This is a genomic window from Asaia sp. SF2.1, assembly GCF_000505765.1.
In the GTDB taxonomy this organism is placed as follows: domain Bacteria; phylum Pseudomonadota; class Alphaproteobacteria; order Acetobacterales; family Acetobacteraceae; genus Asaia; species Asaia bogorensis.
Genome location: NZ_AYXS01000004.1, coordinates 39,629 through 41,239 on the forward strand (window position 1 = coordinate 39,629; position 1,611 = coordinate 41,239).

Here is a 1,611-nt window from a genome sequence, read left to right on the forward strand (position 1 = left end):
TCAGGCAAAAGGACCGCGATCGGCTGGAACTTCTGGAGAGAGGCATCCCTGTGGGGTGTCCGCCGACGGGATAGCGATCTCAGGCAAAGGCGACAGAAGGGGCGACGATTTTTTCGTTTTCTGCCTTGGGGGATTCCGCCCGTTGTCCGACGCGCTCTGTTTCACGCCGCTCAATGACCTGCATATCGAACTTGGCGCCCGTATGGTGCCGTTCGCAGGCTATTCCATGCCCCTGCAATACCCGGCCGGGCTCATGGCAGAGCACCTGCATACGCGCAAAAGCGCGGGGCTGTTCGATGTCTCCCATATGGGGCAGCTGCGTATCACACCAAAGCAGGGAACGCTGCACGATGCCGCCCTCGCGCTTGAGAGCCTGATTCCGGTCGATCTGGCCGGTCTGGGTGCCAACCGCCAGCGCTATGGTTTTCTCACCAACGATGCCGGCGGTATCCGCGACGATCTGATGGTCGCCAATATGGGTGACTGGCTGTTCGTGGTGGTCAACGCCTCCTGCAAGGCTGCTGATACCGCGTTGATGGAAGCAGCCCTTGGGGATCGGGTGGTGATCGAGAAGCTCGATGACCGCGCCCTTCTGGCGCTTCAGGGCCCCGAGGCTGTCAACGTTCTTCAGGATCTCTGCCCCGAAGCCGCTGAGATGCGGTTCATGGATGCGATCGAGGCTGACATCGATGGCGTTGCCTGCACCCTGACCCGCTCGGGTTACACGGGTGAGGATGGCTATGAGATCGGCATCCCGGCCGAGCATGCCGAGCAGATTGCCCGTGCGCTTCTGGCAGATGAGCGCGTTCTGCCCATCGGGCTTGGTGCGCGTGACAGCCTGCGTCTCGAATCCGGTCTGTGCCTGTACGGCAATGATCTGGATGAAACCACCACACCCGTTGAAGCTGCCCTTGGCTGGGCCATGCAGAAGGCCCGCCGCGAAGGCGGGGCCCGTGCAGGGGGCTATCCGGGCGCTGACATCATCATGAAGCAGGCACGTGAGGGTGTTTCCCGCCTGCGCGTGGGACTGGCAGCGGAAGGGCGTGCGCCCGTTCGCGCTGGCACAGAACTATTTGCCGACGAGGCAGGCACGCAGAAGGTGGGTGTCGTCACCTCCGGTGCTTTTGGCCCCAGCATCAACGCCCCTGTGGCGATGGGTTATGTCGAGACGGCTCATGCCAGCCTCGGCACCACGCTTTACGGCGCCCTGCGTGGCAAGTTCGTGCCGGTTCAGGTGCGCGCCCTGCCTTTCGTCCCGCCTGGCTTCAAACGCTGAAAACCGTCAACTGAGAGAACGCGATCAATGAGCACCACCTACTACACCCCGTCCCATGAATGGATCCGTCTCGAAGGCGATATCGCCACGGTCGGCATCACGGCTCATGCTTCCGACGAACTCGGCGAGCTGGTTTTTGTGGAAGCCAAGGACGAAGGCACCGAAGTGCCGCAGGGTGAGCCTGCCGCCGTTGTCGAATCCGTCAAGGCCGCCTCGGATATTTATGCCCCGGTAAGCGGCGTTCTGGCCGGGTTCAACACCCGTCTTTCAGACGAGCCGACGCTGGTCGGTACCGATCCGGAAGGCGAGGGCTGGATCTTCAAGCTGCGCGTGAG

2 protein-coding genes and 1 riboswitch are annotated in these 1,611 nt (G+C 62.3%); both genes read left to right on the forward strand.

From position 1 onward, the window contains the following. Positions 1–22 precede the first annotated feature (22 nt). A riboswitch (glycine riboswitch) is annotated at positions 23–106 on the forward strand. A gap of 36 nt (positions 107–142) precedes the next feature. Continuing rightward, positions 143–1,276 (forward strand): glycine cleavage system aminomethyltransferase GcvT, encoded by a 1,134-nt coding sequence (gcvT, locus tag P792_RS24010; protein WP_023977827.1) that lies wholly within the window; start codon positions 143–145, stop codon positions 1,274–1,276. 27 nt (positions 1,277–1,303) lie between these two features. Further along, positions 1,304–1,611, forward strand: a 308-nt coding sequence (gene gcvH / locus P792_RS24015; protein ID WP_023977828.1) for a glycine cleavage system protein GcvH, incomplete at its 3' end; no start/stop codon positions are given.